We start from the raw sequence: 16106 nt of genomic DNA, 5'->3' as shown, positions 1-16106 counted from the left end.
GCCGAGCCGCCTAGCGAGTGGCGGTCATCCGTCCAGGGTCCCCGTGTCGCAGAGGTTGGGATCGGCCCATTCCTTGAGTTTGCGTTCGACCGTTTTGCGCGAGATCCCCAACGAGCGCGCGGCCAGCGTCTTGTTGCCGCCGGCGGCCAACAGCGCGTTCATGATATGGGACCGCTGCATCGTCGCCAGTGAACGGGGGGTCGCTTCCGTCACCGGTCTGTCGGGGGTGCCAGCCGGGTCCGTCGCAGCGATGTAGCAGGACGGCGGCTTGCCGAGCAGCAGCGAGCGCTCGATGACATTGCGGAGCTCGCGGCAGTTCCCCGGCCAGTCATAACGGATCAGCTGCTCGCGATCCCATGCGGTCAGTTCCGGCTTCGGAACGCCCAGCTCGGCCGATAGGATCGTCAAGAAATGTTCCGCCAGTCGCGGGATGTCATCTTTGCGTTCGCGCAGCGGGGGGAGGCGCAGGTCGATCACATTGATCCGGTAATACAGATCCTTGCGAAAACGCCCGGCGAGGACCTCGGCCGCCAAGTCACGATTCGTCGCGGCGATGACCCGGGTGTTGATCGGAATCTCCTGATTGCCGCCGACGGGCCGATAGCTTCGCGCTTCGAGGACCCGCAATAGTTTGGCCTGGAGACCGAGCGGCATCTCTCCGATCTCGTCGAGAAACAGGGTGCCGCCATCGGCATGACCGAAAAGGCCGTTGCGGGCCTGATGCGCACCGGTGAAGGCGCCCTTCAGGTGGCCGAACAGCTCGCCTTCGATCAGGTCGGGCGAGATGGCGCCGCAGTTGACGGGGACGTAGCTACCCTGGCGACCACTGAGATCGTGCAGTGATCGGGCGACCAGCTCCTTGCCGGCTCCAGTTTCACCCTTGATCAGGACGGTCGACGCGGTCGGGGCGACCCGGCGGATGGTGCGCCAAAGGTCCTTGATCGCGTCGCTGTCGCCAACGATGCGTTCCGGGACCGGTCGCTGGTCGGATTCCCGATCGCGCAGAAAGATCTCGCGCGCGGTGCGGCGGCGATCGCCAGCGCGCTTGATCAGCGCCAGCAACTGTTCGGCATGGAAGGGTTTGCGCAAGACATCGGCGGTGGCATCACGCATCGCGTCGATTTCGTCCTGCACGTCGCCGCACCCGGTGATGAAGATGACGTCCATCTCCAGGGAGCTCAGCTCGCGAAGCTCCTGTGCCAGTTCGATACCGCGTGGCCCCCCGGGCAGCCGAATGTCGGCAATCATGAAGCGATAACAGGTCTCTGTCGCCATCTTCCGTGCCTCGTCGGCGGTGGCGGCCGTATCGATCCGTGCAAAGTGTTGCTGCAGCGCCGCCTTGACGAAATCCCGCATGCCGGGTTCGTTGAGTAGAACGAGAACGCCTTCGCAGACCGGCAAGGTCTCGAGAGGCTCCTGCGTGCAGCCACCGGGGTTTTCTCGTGGTAGGGCTCCCATTGTCTCCTCCTGGTCTAGTGGTGATTGCCGCCTGGCCAGTACAGCATCCCAGTCTGCGTCGTTATGTTTTTGGTCTCGCAGACGAACCCTGCTTCATCCTTGTTCGGTGGTCCCCACGGCGTCCCTGTCCCGCGTCCTTCGATCCGTTGCGGATGACACCTGCTCCGGGCCGGTCAGTGCCATCCTTCACGGCAGGTATCACTCGAAGGAATGCATCAATGGTTATTATCGGATATCAGGATATCTTTTTCGCTTTGGATGGTACAAACGAAAAATATCGTTTATTCATATCGGCATAATCGATATTAAAGCCTTGCGATGACTCCGTGGATGCCCACACGGGCCAGGGTGCATTCGCCTGATCGCTTGCCCCTCAGCAGGCCAGGACGTCGACGTCGTACTCGGCGATCTCCGTGTCCCGCGAGACCAGCGCTAAGGCCTCCGCTCTCGCCTGTGCGATCAGCATCCTGTTGAGAGGATCGCGATGGTACATCGGGAGGGTCCGATAGACGTTGAGGTGAGATAATCGCAACGCGTGATGCGCGCGATGGGGCGCCCATTCGTGTGACGATGATCTCCTCGCCCTGACTGAGCCGCTCCACGACCTAGGAGAACTTCGCCTTGGCTTCCGTGATCTTCAGGATGGCGGACATGATGTTCTTGGTATCGTCGGACCTGTTGTGACGATATGGCCCCAAGTGTAGCGGAGAAGCGGAAGGACGGGCGAGGGCGGAAGGGGCCGGAGGCCGTCCTCCGCCGACTGAGCTGGAGCGAAGGCTCGGGGGCCTTGTCAGGCGGCCTCGTCGGGTATCCTGTGCGAGGGACTGGTGTCGCGGGTGTCCCCGGTGTAGGCGCGATGAAAGGCCTCGACGAAGGGCCGGAAGTCCTTGACGGTGCCGTAGATCGCGACGACGCCGCCGCGCCGCGGATCGAAGACGAGATTGACCGCCTCGGTGCGGCCCGCGGGGTTCGGCCGCGCCTTGCCACCGATCGAGATCCAATGGCGGGCCTGGATCGAGGCATAGACCAGGTCGGCGTCGCGGTGCTGGAGCCAGAGCACCACGTAGTTCCAGCTGTCGACACTGAATTTGACCTTGGTGACCCCGGCCTCGGTGTTCTCGGGGTCGACCTGCCATTGGAAGACCGGTAGTGGGCCTTCGTAGGTCGGATCCGAGTTGCCTTGCGGCCCTTCCACCGGGGCCATCTCCATCGCCGCGGCCTCGGCGGCGGCCTGAGCCTCGGCCGTCGGTCCGCCTTTCGAGGTGGCCGATGACAGCAGATCCTTGATGTGCGGCGCGCCGGCCCCGGCGACTGCGCCGGTCAAGTCCGGGCTCGGATCCAACCCGTATTCGGTCAGGTCGACCTGCAGCGGATTCACCGAGGCACCGCCGAGCAGCATCGAATCGTCATCGTACGGCGGCTCGGTGTGGATCTCGATCGATTCGAACTGAGCCCCTTGCAGCAATGCCCGGACGTCCTCTTCCATCGCCGTCACCTTGTCGACCTTGATGCTGTCCGGTGTCAATTCGACCTCGATATGCGAACCCTGCACCGCGATGCTCTTGACGAATCCGAGTGCGACGATGTCGCGCGAGCGACCAGGAAACTTGACCTGTCGCAGCATCTCTTTGACCTCTTCGGGCTTCATTGGCGCCATCTCTTTGTCCTCCGGCTCATGACTCGGCCCAGCGCGTGTTCGGCAGGCGCCCGAGGAGGGTGGGCGCCGGTCGTGGCGGTGGCCTCGTCGACTTGCGTTGACCCGATCCGGATGGATCGGGCGGCTCCGGTGCCGCGGCCCAGTCCGCGACACCGGATCGCAAAAAAGAAAGCACATTGCGCGCCAACGCCGCGGTTTGCGTGACGACCCGGATCACCGGTGCAGGCCGCACTCGCGTTTGAGGCCGAAGAACCGGGTGTCCTCCTCGCGCATGCCGGGGAGCAGTGGCCAGGTCGTGTGGACGTCGCCGACCGAGGCGTATCCGCGATCGCGCAGCGGGTGATCGGGCAGGTCGTGCTGGTGCAGATAGCGATGCACGTCGAGGCTGGTCCAGTCGATGATCGGATGGACCTTCAGGCGCCCGTCCTGAAACCGGAGCACGGGTAAGGCCGCGCGTGACCGTGCCTGTTCGCGCCGCAGACCGGCGAACCAGGTGGTCGCGTTGAGCTCGGCGAGGGCCCGCTCCATCGGCTCGACCTTCGCGATCTGGTTGTACTGATCAAGCCCGGCCGGCCCCTGTTCCCAGAGGCGTCCGAGCCGCGCTTCCAGCCAGGCGGACGACAGCGCCGGCCGATAGACCTTCAGGTTCAGGTCGAGTCGCTCCGTCAGGTCATCGATCAGCCGGTAGGTTTCCGGGAACAGGTAACCGGTGTCGATCAGGACCACCGGGAGTTCGGGGCGCAGCCGCGTCATCATGTGGAGCATGACGGCCGACTGGGTGCCGAAGCTCGACGACAGCACATGGTTTTCCGGCAGCCGCTCGAGCGCCCACCGGGCACGCTCCGGGGCCGACTTGGCCTCCAGCACGCGATTGGCCTCGCGCAAGGCCGCCGGGTCGCCGCGCAACAGGGCTTCGAGATTCGCTTCAAGCATCGTGGGTCTCCGAGGGACGGGCCATCGGCCGGACTAGACCGGCGCGGATGACGAAATCGCCGAACCCTTCGTCGGCGTGGCGTTCGGCGGCGTAGCGGCCCAGCAGCTGGTCGATCTCGGCCAGCAGACCGGCCTCGTCGAGGTTCTCGCGAAACAGGTGGTTGAGCCGGGTGCCGATCCCGTCGCCACCGAGCATCAGGTTGTAGCGGCCCGGCCCCTTGCCGATCAGCGCCAGTTCGGCCAGATAGGGACGCGCGCATCCGTTCGGACAGCCCGTCATGCGAACCACGAGCCCCGGGTCCTCGAGGCCGTGCCGCTTGGCCAGGCGTTCGATCTGGTCGAGCAGGTCCGGGAAATAGCGTTCCGCCTCGGCCATCGCCAGTGGACAGGTCGGCAGTGCGACACAGGCGATGCCCTGTCGGCGCAGCATCGAGTGGCCCTCGGCGAGCAGCCCGTGGTCGCGCGCCAAGTGCTCGATGTCGGCGCGCTGGGCCTCGGGCACGCGAGCGACGACGAGATTCTGGTTCGGCGTGATCCGTAGGTCGCCGTGATGGATCCGCGCGATCTCGCGCAGCCCGGCCATCGGCCCCTGGCGCGGGGTGTCGACCAAGCGCCCGTTCTCGATGTACAGCGTCAGATGCCAGTGATCGTCGACCCCCTTGACCCAGCCATAGCGGTCGCCCTGATCGGTGAAGCGCACGCGCCTTGGTCGCGCGAAACGGATGCCGGCGCGCCGCGCGACCTCGTCGCGAAAGGCGGCGAGCCCCATGCGTTCGATCGTGTACTTCAGGCGCGCATGCTGGCGGCTGACCCGGTCGCCGAAGTCGCGCTGGGTCGTGACGACCGCCTCGGCCACGGCCAGCGTCTGGTCGGGCGCGATGAAACCGAGCGGATCGGCTAGTCGTGGGAAGGTCGTCGGGTCCCCGTGCGTGGCGCCCATCCCGCCGCCGGCGACGACATTGAAACCGACCAGGCGCCCGGCCTTGGCGATCGCGATGAAACCGAGATCGTTGGCGTAGACGTCGACATCGTTGTGCGGCGGGACGGCGACCGCGGTCTTGAACTTGCGTGGCAGATAGGTCGGGCCATAGATGGGCTCGACCTCCTCGCCGCCGGCGACCCGTTCGCCATCGAGCCAGAGCTCGTGGTAGGCGCGGGTGCGCGGCAGCAGGTGCTCGCTGATGCGCTGAGCCCAGGCATGGACCTCCTGGTGCAGGCTGGATTCGATCGGATTCGGGTTGCAGACGACATTGCGGTTGACATCGCCGCAGCCGCCGATCGAGTCGATCATGACCTGGTTGATGCCGCGGATCACGGCCTCGAGCCGGTGTTTGAGGATGCCGTGGTACTGAAAGCTCTGGCGCGTCGTCAGGCGCAGGCTCCCGGCTGCCAGTTCGCGGCCGATCCCGTCGATGGCCAGCCATTGGGTCGGTGTGCAGACGCCCCCGGGGAGCCGGGCGCGGAGCATGAACGCGTAGTCGGGTTCGAGGAACCGGTCGCGGCGGGTTTGGCGCTGATCGCGGTCGTCCTGTTGGTAGAAGCCGTGGAACTTGCTGATCTGGGTGTCCTCCGGGCTCATGGCCCCGGTCAGCTCGTCGACCAGGCTCTCGCGCAGGGTGCCGCGCAGAAAGTTGCTGCGCAGCTTGATCCCTTCGTTCGGGTGGGTTGTCGCCGTCATCAGTAGAGATCCCGGTGGTAGCGCCCGTCGTGGCGCAGGTTGTCGACATAGTCGCTGGCCGCCGCCGCGTCGCGGCCGGCCGCGGCGGCGATCGCTTCGAGCAGGGCCGCGTGAACGGCCTGACCCATCGCGGTTCCGCCGCAGACATACAGGTGCGCGCCCTCCTCGAGCCAACGGTAGAGCTCGGTGCCCTCGTCGCGCAGTCGGTGCTGCACGTAACGCCGCTCGGCGCCGTCGCGCGAGAAGGCGAGACTCACACGGTTCAGCCGCCCGGCGTCGCGATGGCCCAGCCAGTCGAGCTGATAGAGAAAATCGCGGCGGAAATGGCGGTTGCCGAAGATGAGCCAGTTGCGCCCGCTGTCGCCGTGCGCGGCACGTTGTTGCAGGAAGGCGCGATAGGGCGCGACGCCGGTCCCGGCCCCGATCAGGATGACCGGGGTTGAGCCGTCCTCGGGCAGCCGGAACCCAGGGTTCTCGACGACATAGACACCGACCGATGCCCCGCGCGCCAGCCGTTCGCACAGGAAACCGGTCGCGCCGCCGAGCCGTTCTGCGCCAGCCGTCGCCGAGCGAACCAACGAGACCGTCAGGTGCACCTCGTCCTCGAACGCGGCCTGGCTCGAGGCGATCGAGTACAGGCGCGGCGTCAGGGGCGGCAGCAAGGCCGCCAGGTCCTGGGCCTCGATCGCGGCCGGATACGCGGTGACCAGATCGATGAACTGGCGTGTCGCGATCCAATCGCGGACCCGCGCGCCATCGGCAGCCAGCTCCGCGAGGTCCGGTCCTGACGCGCGCGGCGCCCAGCCGGACAGGGTCTTGGGGTGCAGCCGAGTCAGCTCCAGGCGCTCGCTGAGCGCCTGATGCAGGCTCGATTCCTCGTCGTCGAGGCGGACCGGGCTGTCGCCGTCGAGACCCAGCTGGTCCAGCAACACAGCCACCAAGTTCGGGTCGTTGCGAAACCAGACACCGAGCGCATCGCCCGGTTGAAAACGCACCGCTCGCGGGTCGATCTCGAGCGCCAGATGGCGCACGTCGGCGATGGCGTCGGCGGTCGTGATCTGGCGGTTTTCGAGCAGGGTCGCAGCGAACGGGTTGTCGCGATCATGGGCGCGCGGCGCGGGGCGGTACAGCCCGGGCAGTGCGACGACATTGCTGGCGCGCCGCGTCGTCAGCTCGGAGAGACGCTCGAGCGCGCCGTCCGACCAGCGTTTCGCCTCGGCCTGAAAATCCAGGTCGCAGCATTGCAGCGGCATCAGCCGCTGGGCGCCGAGGTCCGCCAGACGCTGATCGAACTCCTGGCCCGTGCGGCAGAAGTGTTCGTAGCTCGAATCTCCGAGGGCCAGCACCGCGTAGCGCAGCCGTTCCAGGCGCGGGGCTTGGGCATCATGGACGAAGGAATGCAGTGCGTGGGCGTTTTCGGGCGGCTCGCCCTCGCCGTGGGTGCTAACGACCAGCAGGACCCAGCGCTCCTTCGCGAGCTTCCGCGGATGGTAGTCGGCCATCCCCAGCACGCTCGCCGCGAGCCCCTGCTCGAGCGCGCGAGCGCCGAGCCGCTCCGCGACGGACTTGGCGTTCCCGGTCTGGGAGCCGTAGAGGATCGTGATTGGCTCGGCCGCAGGTGGTTCCGCGGCGGGCGCGGGCTCGACCCGCGCCAGTCCCGCGAGGTACCCGCTGACCCAGGCCATCTGCGCCGGTGACAAGTCCTCGAGCAGGGACTGCACCGCCCGCCACTGCGGCTCGTCGAACGGGCTGGTGACTGGGTTGCGTTGCGGTAACGCCATGATTGGAAACCCCTGGCATGCGCCGTGCTGTTCAATCGGGGCTCTCGATCCGACCGCCCCCCTTGACGCCGAAGTCTAGCCGTGCGTTATTCGCGATTGAAAATGATCATTCGTCATTGTTTATCAAAAAATCAGATATGGAACTTCGCCAACTCCGCTCGCTGGTGACGCTGGTCGAGGCCCGTTTCAGCGTGAGTCGAGCCGCCGAGCGGCTGCACCTGGTGCAGTCGGCGGTGACTCAACACTTGAAGCAACTGGAGGCCGAGGTCGGAACCGGGCTGTTCGTGCGTCAGGGCAAGCGACTGATCGGACTCACCGAAGTCGGCGAGCAGGTCCTGCGCCATGCACACGAGGCCCTGCGCCAGACCGGCAACATCCTTGCGGTCGGGCGCGATCACGTCGCGGACGAACAAGGGGTATTGCGCCTGGGGGCGACCCACACCCAGGCGCGCTATGTGCTGCCTCCGGTGATCCGGCGCTTCGTCGCGGCCTACCCGGCCGTGTCGATGCAGATCCATCAGGGCACCCCGGGGCAACTGGTCGAGATGGTCCTGCGCGACCTCGTGGATCTCGCGATCTGCACCGAGGCCTTAGGCGAGGACGCGGGCCTGCGGGCGGTCCCGTGTTTCCGCTGGAATCGCGGTCTGATCGCACCGCAGGGGCATCCGCTGCTCGAACGCGAGCTGCTGTCGCTGGACGCGCTGTGCGATTACCCGCTGGTGACCTACGTCTTCGGCTTCACCGGTCACGGCAGTCTCAGCGAGACCTTCGCGAAGGCCGGGCTGCAACCGAACCTGGTCTTGAGCGCAGCGGATACCGACGTGATCAAGACCTATGTCCGCGAGGGCCTCGGCGTGGGCATCATCGCGACCTTGGCCTACCAGCCCGACGAGGACCGCGATCTCGGGATCCGCGACCTGAGCGAACTCTTCCCGTGGGAGGTCACCAAGATCGCGTACGCCCGCGACAAGTATCTCCGCCGCTTTCATCGGCGCTTCATCGATCTCTTCAAGGCGGAAACGGCCGCGCTCGGGGCAGGGACAATCGGACAGGGTGTCCAACACGGCCCCGCGGAGTGGGACATTTTGACCCACTCATGATGGGTCGCGGCCGTCGCACCGAGGACTGACGATAGGCCGGTCCACGCGGGCGCGTCTCGGCCTCCTGGTCGGCCCGTGCGGATCGATCCCCGCCGCGGTCGTGGAAATCTCCAGTGAATGGGTGCCATTGCCGAGTTGGCTCTGGCCCCTTCGTCTCCATCACCCGAATGACATCACCCGGTGTCTGCTTCCATAAGGCTGCAATGGCGCCTGGCATATCTTGTGCTTGCCCGTGAATGCGGCAACCGATTCGAGGTGTCGCACGCCATCTCCATATGTCAGTACATCATTAAGCAATTATCTTATTGACGGAGGCCATCATGTCCAATCCGGAATCAGCTATTGCGACACCGCCAAGGCCAACGCTCGGCACCCTGATCGTGGGCTTGGTGCTGTGTTGTCTCTTGAGTACCTATTTCTTCGTCGACGCGATACTCCTACGCGAGCCGGTGACCCTGACGAATGCCAAAGGACAGGAATACGTGATGCGCCTTTACGATCCGCTGCAAACGGCCCCTTACCTAGTCGCTGGCGGCATGCGCATCGTCGATGCCATACAGCGTGCGCAACAGGAGACCAAAGCGCTGAAGGCGGAGATCGCCGATCGGGCGGCGCGTGAGCAGGCCTTTCACATCGAGGTGGCCGGCCTGGCCGAGGAATTGGCCGCGGCTGAGCAACTGATCGCCGAATTGAAGATCGAGTTACTCGCCCTGCCCAGCATGCAGAAAGATGCCCTGGTATTCGAACGAAGCGAATTAGGCGCGGCGCGATAAAGGCCGAGCGAGGCGGGCCAGAATTTCTTCCATTCTGGTCGCAATCGACGCTTCGCCTTTTCCCGGCAGTCATTCGCGTCGATCCGGTGCTGGATTCCGGCCGGTGCGATGCGAATCGAACGACAACAACCGCAATTCAATGCCATCCAAGATGAGGAGAGGGCGATGTCCACCACAGTCATGCACGAAGGCCCGAAATTGCAATTCGGGCGAGGTCGCTGGATCGATAATTGGAACCCAGAAAACGAGGCGCAATGGCAGAGCAAAGGGAAGGGGATTGCGCGCCGCAATCTGGCTTGGTCGATGTTCGCCGAGTTTCTCGGCTTCGCGATGCTGGCCGTGTGGGGCATGGTCGTTCCCAGGCTGCTCGATGTGGGGTTCCAATACACCGTCAATCAGATGTTTTGGCTGATTGCGATGCCGGGGCTCTTTGGCGCCTTCATGCGTTTCGCTTATACCTTTGCGCCGCCGCGGTTCGGCGGGCGCAATTGGACGATCGCCTCAGCGCTGCTGCTGCTGATACCGGCGACGGGCTTGGCCTGGGCCGTGACCAATCCCGACACGCCCTATTGGCTGATGTTGACGATCGCGACGACCGCGGGTCTGGGGGCCGGGAATTTCACCTCGTCGATGGTCAACATCTCCTTCTTCTACCCGGAGCGCGAGAAGGGCTTCGCACTGGGGCTGAACGCCGCTGGTGGCAACCTCGGCACGGCCTGGGTGCAGTTCACGATCCCGATCGTCATCATCACCGGTGCCGGGCTTGCGTTGGATCGGGCAGGTCTGATGTTCATCCCATTGATCATCCTCGCGGCAATGGGCGCCTACTTCTTCATGAACAACCTGAGTTCGGCCCAGTCCGATTCGAAGGCCCTGCTGATGTCCACGGCCGACAAGAACACCTGGATCATGTCCTTCCTGTACATCGGCACCTTCGGCTCCTTCATCGGTTACGCCAACAGTTTCGCGACCCTGATGCGTCTGGAGTTTCCGGAGGTCACGACCAATTACGTGTTCCTCGGCGCCTTGATCGGAGCCACGATTCGGCCGCTCGGTGGGTGGATGTCGGATCGCTATGGCGGCGCACGGATGACGCTGGTGTGCTTCGCCGTGATGATCTTCGGGTGCGGTGGCGTGATCTGGGTGCTCTTCCAGGATCAGCCGTCGTTCCCGTTATTCCTGACGATGTTCCTGATCCTGTTCGCGGCGGCCGGCTTCGGCAACGGGACCACCTATCGGATGATCCCGGCGATCTTCCGTGCCCAGGTCACCGACCGTCAGACCGGCAAGGTCGACCCGACGGGCCTGGTGCGGGCGCGCCGTCTCGCTGGCGGCTGCATCGGGATCGCCGGCGCCATCGGTTCGCTCGGCGCCTTCATCATCCCGCGGGTCTTCGGCACCTTCGGGATCAAGGGTGGTTTCATCGTCTTCATCGTCGCCTATATCGTCATGATCATCACGCTCTGGTTCTTCTACGAGCGCCGAGGTTCGGCGCTGTCGTTTGCCAGGGTGTGAGCGCGAACCGGTCGCGCCATTTCGGCTCAACCCACTCATGACAGGGGTCCTGTATCATGTTCAAGCACATTCTCGTCCCGACCGACGGCTCCGAACTCTCGCAGGATAACGCCCGGCAGGCGGTCCGCTTTGCCCAATCCATCGGGGCTCGGATCACCGCCTATCACGCGAAGCCGAATCTGGCCGCGGCCTATTTCTATGGCGAGGAGGCCAACACGGCGTCCGAGCCGCTCGGCCAGATCGATGAGCAGATCGACAAGGAGGTCCAGAAGAACCTGGCCTTCGTCGAAGACCTATGCCGGGAGGCCGATGTCCCATGCGCGACCCTGACGACCTTGAGCAACAGCCCGTACGAGGCGATCGTCGAGGCCGCGACTCGATCCGGAGCCGACCTGATCTTCATGGCCTCGCATGGGCGCAAGGGCATTCGAGCCAAGATCCTCGGCAGCGAGACCCTGAAGACCCTGACACACGCGACGATCCCGGTCCTGGTATCGAGTTATGGAGGAGGGCGGCGATGATCTAGCGGCAACCGGAAGTACACGACCGAACGCAATAGAACGAGAGTCTTATCCGGATAATGGGTGCTGTCCATCCAAGCGTGCCAGCGACCACCAGCTGTATTCTGCTGACTAGATGAATCGTGCAGCTTCCGTCTCAAGAAACCCTTCATTCGGACAGTCGTGCGCACTTGATGGCAACCACACGATCTCGCTGGATTGTGAAGAAACTCTCCGTTTTGGCAAGCCGTCTTGGCCCTTTGTGACGGGGCTTCTCTCGAAGGCCGGTTATCGAAATCCCGGGCCATCGGCGAAAGAATGTCACCAGGCCGTCCTGTCGAAAGCTTGACATTCTGGAGGCGCTGCTAAACTGTAGTTGTGCGCGCCTGCCTGCATCGGCTTTTCCCTGCGATGCGAAGCGCTTTGTGGGAACCTTGAAAAATTGCCATCCGGGCAATTTTTCAAGGCGCGAAGCGAAAATGCGATTTCCGCTTCGCTTCATTTTCAGTCGCTTAGGCGACTGAAAATGGCGGGGCATCCTTGCCCCGCGCGGGCACCTTGAATTTTTCAAGGTGCCCTTATGTGCAACGTGCGTGAGCAGGGCAAGTGGAGCGTAGTCCTTGACGCAGTGATGCCGAGGGCTAGACTTGCCGCGAATGAGGCGTCGATGTCGGCCGGCCTCCTGCCTCGTCGATAAGGCAAACAAGGGGAATGGCAAGCGTACGCAAGGCCCCGCCCCACTCGGAGGCGGGCCAGGTTGGCGACTTGGCGGCGGCCCTTGCCCCGCTGGAGGACCATTATGGCAGTTGCCGTCTCCTATCCCGGCGTTTACGTGCGCGAGGAGGCTTCGGGGGCTCGGGCCATTGGCGGGGTCGCCACGTCGGTAGCACTGTTCGTCGGCCAGGCCGAGCAGGGGCCGATGGATCAGCCCACGCGCATCTTTTCGGTTGCCGACTTCGAACGCGCGTTCGGGGCGACGACAAAGGGTGAACTTGCCACCCAGGTGCGTCAGTTCTACGTCAACGGGGGCGGTGAAGCCTGGATTATGCGCATCGCCGATGGCGCCGACCAGGCCGCGGTAACCCTGCGCGCGATCGATGAAAGCGACGCGCTCGTCGTGACGGCCAGAGATGCCGGCCTGTTGGGCAACCGGCTTCGGGTCGAGATCGACTATGCGACGGCGAGCCCGGAAGAGACCTTCAATTTGACCGTCTACCGGCGAAGCTTCCTTGCGGGCGGCCGGCTGGGGCGCGAGGACGAGGAGGCCTTCACGGGTCTCTCGATGGACCCTAACGCCGGAAATTTTGTCGAGCGGGTGATCAACGGCGTCAGCGCCTTGGTGACCGTCAAGGCGGACCCGGTGGCGACAGTGGGGGGCGTTTCCCTAGCCGCGCGTGTGTTGCGGGCGAGCGACGGCGATGCGCTCGCGGATCTGCAGGCGATGGTTACACCGAACGCAAATGCGCTGCGCTTGCAGGTGGCTGGCCACGCGGCCGTGCCGGTGGCCTTGACACCCGCGAGCGATGCCGGCGGCGACGTCGACGCGATGGCCCTGACCTGGCAGGGCAACATGAACCAAGCACTGAGCAACGCGGGCATCGGGGCTTCGGTCGTCGTCGCAGTGACGGCGGTCGGCGATGCCGATCAGCCGGATGGCGGCGTTGCGGGCGGTCGGCTGCTGCGCATCACGAGTGCGGCTGGGCCTGTTCGCATCGCGCCGGCGGCTGCCAACGACGTCACCGCGGCGCTGCAGCTCGGCGTCGCCGCCGGCGGCTTAGAAGGCTCAACCTTCGGCGATGCGCGCCCGGCGCCGAACGGCATCGTTAGCCGCGTCGGCACGTCGGTCGATCGGTTCTCCGCGCTGCGCATGCTGGCCGGTGTGGATCGCGGCGCCGTCGACCAAATCACCTTGGTGGACGACAGTCCCGACACGCACGCTCCGATTGCGCTCGATATCGGTGCCGCGGGAACGCGGATTTTCCAACAGGGAACCAGCCGCAGCCTTGCCAACGTGCGTGGCGTCCTCGAGGTGCTCGGGGTCAACCTATCGCAGAACACGTCGCGCCGCTGGGCCGCAGCGCGCCAGGGTTGGCGACTCGGCCTGCGCCCGCTGTATGGCGGCGACGATACGGGGCTCGCGGCGATGCTGACGGTCAACGGTGTGATCACTGGAACAAGCGATCTCGTTACCAACGTGCTCGCGTACACCGTGGGTCTGCCCGGCGGAACCGCCGGTGCGGGTTCCTTCCAGTTCGATGCCGAGGCGGGCGACGATGGTGACATTCCGCAGCCCGACGATTACGCCAGAGCCTATGCTATCGCCGATCGCGAGGTGCCGTTGTTCAACCTGCTGGTGCTCCCGCGTTCCCGGGATCAGGACGAAGATCAACGCCAGGGGCTTTGGGGGCCGGCGAGTGCGTTCTGCGCGCACAAGAGGGCCTTCTTGCTGGTCGACCCGCGGGCGGATTGGCGCGACCTCGCCAGTGCCGACGACGGCGTGGATTTGTTGCGCATCGGTGTCGAAACCCGCAATTCGGCGGCCTACTGGCCACGGCTGCGCATCCACGACGGGACCCGCGAGGGGCGCGTCATTGACCCGGCGGGCTCGATCGCCGGCTTGATGGCTAGAACCGATGCGACGCGCGGTGTGTGGAAGGCGCCAGCGGGCTTGGAGGCGACCATCCGCGGTGTGACCGGCCTGGAGCGGCGGCTGACCGATGATGACAACGGGGTGATCAATCCGAAGGCATTGAACGCGCTGCGGGTGTTTTCGGCCGGCGTGGTCAGCTGGGGGGCGCGCACACTGGTGGGTTTCGACGGCTCCGGCAACATCGACGACAAGTACGTTCCTGTCCGTCGCACCATGCTGTTCATCGAAGAGAGCCTCTATCGCGGCCTCCAGTTCGCCGTGTTCGAGCCGAACGACGAGCCCCTCTGGGCGCAGATCCGTCTCGCAGCCGGCTCGTTCATGAACGGGCTCTTCCGCCAGGGGGCATTCGCCGGCAGCAAGGCGAGCGACGCCTATTTCGTCGCCTGCGATGCCAGCACGACGACGGCCAGCGACATCAATCTCGGCATCGTCAACGTCGTCGTCGGCTTTGCCCCGCTGAAGCCGGCGGAGTTCGTCATCCTGACGGTCAAGCAGCTCGCCGGCCAAGCCGAAGTCTGAGCGGCCGGGTGAGCGACCAGGCCGAGCGCGTTTACGGAGGATCTCCATGGCCCAGTTCACGGTCAACACGTCCCGCATCGACCCCTACAAGAACTTCAAATTCCGCGTGGTGTGGGACGGCCGCCCGGTCGCCGGGGTGAGCAAGGTCTCCGGCCTCAAGCGGACGACCGAGGTGGTGAGCCACCGCGACGGCGGCGACCTCTCGGCCAAGCGCCATTCCCCAGGCGTCTCGACCTTCGAGGCGATCACCATCGAGCGTGGGATCACCCACGACACCGACTTCGAAGCCTGGGCGAGCAAGACCTTCTCCATCCTTGGCGATGCAACCGTGTCGCTGAAGGACTTCCGGAAGGACATGGCCATCGAGCTCTACAACCTGCAGGGGGTCAAGGTCAGGAGCTGGCAGGTGTTCCGCTGCTGGGTCTCTGAGTTCACCGCCGTGCCGGAGCTGGACGCCAACGCCAACGCGGTCGCATTCGAGACCATCGTCCTGCAGAACGAAGGCTTCATCCGCGACGAGGCCGTGGTCGAGGTCGCCGAGACCTGAGCCTGCACGGGCCTGACCTTCAGGAGGCGCAGATGACAACGGGTGTGGACCACACCAGCCAAGCCAGTGCGGCGGCGCTTTCCAGGCCGCTCACCGGGCGCGACGAGCTGACCCTCGACCCGGGCTCTCCCTGGGCAGCCCTGGATATGGTCGCGCGCCTTGCCCCTGGTATGGACGTGCAAGCGCTCGACGTCACGACCGCCGACCGGCTGGTCGCACAGCTCTACGGCCAGCTCTACGGCGACGTCTGCGACTGCCGCACGCGCTGTGTCGTCTGCGGCGAAGCCTTTGGCTTCGAGCTGTCGCTGCGCACACTCATCGAGATGCAGGATCGCGAGCGCCCGCGCCCCGATTTCGCCGACGGTAGCTGGAGCTGGACGGACGGCCGCCGGGTGCGGGCCCCACGCATCGCGGACCTGACACTCACCCCGGAGGCACTCCTGGAGCGGCTGGTCATCTCGGGCGGCGCCTGTGACGCGGCGGTGCTGGCCTTCCTGGAGCGGGCCGCGCCCATCTTGACCCTCGATCTGGCCGCTCGCTGTCCGCATTGCGGCACGGATCAGGAAGTACGTTTCGATCTCGCCCGCTACCTGATCCAGCGGCTCGCTGGCGAGCGTCCGTTCCTGCTGCGGGAGGTGCACCTGATCGCCGCCCGCTATGGCTGGTCGTTCGCAGAGATACTCGACCTCTCCCGCGACGATCGCCGCGCGCTCGCTGGCCTGATCGCGGCTGAGCCGGCGCTCGCCAGCCGCAGGGCCGCCTCGTGAGTGGCTACCTGCAACGGCTGCTTGACCGGTCGGCGGTCGCGGTGCCGAGCCAGCCCGTGGCCGCGCCTGCCGGCCGCTCGCTCTCGCCCGTCGCCGAAGCTGACCAGCGGCTCAACGATCCGGCGCTGGCCAGCCGCTTCGACTTGGTGACCGAGCTCGCAGCCCCTGTGGCGGACGACCCTGCCGCCTCGGAGTCGGAGCCTTTTGCCATGAGCGCCGGCACGCGCG

At 65.2% G+C, this 16106-nt stretch carries 13 protein-coding genes; 8 read left to right on the top strand and 5 right to left on the bottom strand.

Annotated elements, in window-relative coordinates; all coding sequences use genetic code 11:
* Window positions 1-24: 24 nt before the first annotated feature.
* From ABC977_RS15930 to ABC977_RS15910, 5 genes are all read right to left on the bottom strand, one after another.
* Window positions 25-1458: a sigma-54-dependent transcriptional regulator gene (locus ABC977_RS15930; protein ID WP_369668267.1), complete on the bottom strand. Its 1434-nt coding sequence runs from the start codon at window positions 1456-1458 to the stop codon at window positions 25-27.
* A 790-nt stretch (window positions 1459-2248) separates the two neighbouring features.
* Entirely contained in the window at window positions 2249-3106 is an 858-nt protein-coding gene (locus ABC977_RS15925; protein ID WP_369668266.1) for an iron-sulfur cluster assembly protein, read from the bottom strand.
* 222 nt (window positions 3107-3328) lie between these two features.
* Window positions 3329-4048, bottom strand: a complete 720-nt coding sequence (locus ABC977_RS15920; RefSeq protein WP_369668265.1) for a phosphoadenylyl-sulfate reductase — start codon at window positions 4046-4048, stop codon at window positions 3329-3331.
* On the bottom strand, window positions 4041-5726 hold the full coding sequence (gene cysI / locus ABC977_RS15915) for an assimilatory sulfite reductase (NADPH) hemoprotein subunit (protein ID WP_369668264.1): 1686 nt from the start codon (window positions 5724-5726) through the stop codon (window positions 4041-4043). Before cysI ends, ABC977_RS15920 begins: the two co-directional genes overlap by 8 nt.
* A complete protein-coding gene (locus ABC977_RS15910; RefSeq protein ID WP_369668263.1) occupies window positions 5726-7507 on the bottom strand; it encodes an assimilatory sulfite reductase (NADPH) flavoprotein subunit in 1782 nt (593 codons plus the stop codon). The genes cysI and ABC977_RS15910 overlap by 1 nt, the downstream gene beginning before the upstream one ends.
* Before the next feature lie 137 nt (window positions 7508-7644).
* Between ABC977_RS15910 and ABC977_RS15905 the strand changes: the two genes are divergently transcribed.
* The 8 genes from ABC977_RS15905 to ABC977_RS15870 all read left to right on the top strand — a co-directional run.
* Window positions 7645-8607, top strand: a complete 963-nt coding sequence (locus tag ABC977_RS15905) for a LysR substrate-binding domain-containing protein (protein WP_369668262.1) — start codon at window positions 7645-7647, stop codon at window positions 8605-8607.
* A 320-nt stretch (window positions 8608-8927) separates the two neighbouring features.
* Window positions 8928-9380 carry a hypothetical protein gene (locus tag ABC977_RS15900; RefSeq protein ID WP_369668261.1) on the top strand — a complete coding sequence of 151 codons (453 nt, stop codon included), beginning with the start codon at window positions 8928-8930 and terminating at the stop codon, window positions 9378-9380.
* A 165-nt stretch (window positions 9381-9545) separates the two neighbouring features.
* Window positions 9546-10895 carry an MFS transporter gene (locus ABC977_RS15895; RefSeq protein ID WP_369668260.1) on the top strand — a complete coding sequence of 450 codons (1350 nt, stop codon included), beginning with the start codon at window positions 9546-9548 and terminating at the stop codon, window positions 10893-10895.
* 56 nt (window positions 10896-10951) lie between these two features.
* Entirely contained in the window at window positions 10952-11416 is a 465-nt protein-coding gene (locus ABC977_RS15890; protein WP_369668259.1) for a universal stress protein, read from the top strand.
* 778 nt (window positions 11417-12194) lie between these two features.
* Window positions 12195-14564 carry a DUF2586 family protein gene (locus ABC977_RS15885; RefSeq protein ID WP_369668283.1) on the top strand — a complete coding sequence of 790 codons (2370 nt, stop codon included), beginning with the start codon at window positions 12195-12197 and terminating at the stop codon, window positions 14562-14564.
* Window positions 14565-14610: 46 nt separating this feature from the next.
* Complete coding sequence (locus ABC977_RS15880; protein ID WP_369668258.1) at window positions 14611-15111, top strand: phage tail protein; 501 nt, start codon at window positions 14611-14613, stop codon at window positions 15109-15111.
* Window positions 15112-15155: 44 nt separating this feature from the next.
* Window positions 15156-15878, top strand: a complete 723-nt coding sequence (locus ABC977_RS15875) for a hypothetical protein (RefSeq protein ID WP_369668257.1) — start codon at window positions 15156-15158, stop codon at window positions 15876-15878.
* Window positions 15875-16106, top strand: a 232-nt coding sequence (locus tag ABC977_RS15870; protein WP_369668256.1) for a hypothetical protein, incomplete at its 3' end; no start/stop codon positions are given. The genes ABC977_RS15875 and ABC977_RS15870, both read left to right, overlap by 4 nt.

The organism is Thioalkalicoccus limnaeus (genome assembly GCF_041197575.1).
Taxonomy (GTDB): Bacteria; Pseudomonadota; Gammaproteobacteria; order Chromatiales; family Chromatiaceae; genus Thioalkalicoccus; species Thioalkalicoccus limnaeus.
This window is presented reverse-complemented; position numbering and strand designations above follow the sequence as displayed.